Genomic DNA, 274 nt, shown 5'->3' on the forward strand with positions numbered 1-274 from the left:
TGAAGACAAAAAGTTTGAACACTTGTCAGCGACGACAAGTATTCCACTGCGGAGTGGTAGTTCAGTTGGTTAGAATACCGGCCTGTCACGCCGGGGGTCGCGGGTTCGAGTCCCGTCCACTCCGCCACTTATTCAGAGTTTCAGCTCTTTAAAACTGAAAATAGGGGTGTAGCTCCAATTGGCAGAGCAGCGGATTCCAAATCCGCGTGTTGGGAGTTCGAATCTCTCCACCCCTGCCATCTTCAAAGTGCATTATTTATGCATGAAAAAAGGC

At 49.3% G+C, this 274-nt stretch carries 2 tRNA genes; both read left to right on the forward strand.

Going from position 1 to position 274, the window contains the following annotated elements:
* The first annotated feature begins 50 nt into the window (after window positions 1-50).
* Window positions 51-127 (forward strand) — tRNA-Asp (locus tag AB4623_RS23635).
* A 35-nt stretch (window positions 128-162) separates the two neighbouring features.
* Window positions 163-239: transfer RNA gene (locus tag AB4623_RS23640), tRNA-Trp, on the forward strand.
* Window positions 240-274 lie beyond the last annotated feature (35 nt).

The sequence above is a fragment of the Vibrio sp. 10N.222.52.C12 genome (genome assembly GCF_041474215.1).
In the GTDB taxonomy this organism is placed as follows: domain Bacteria; phylum Pseudomonadota; class Gammaproteobacteria; order Enterobacterales; family Vibrionaceae; genus Vibrio; species Vibrio crassostreae_C.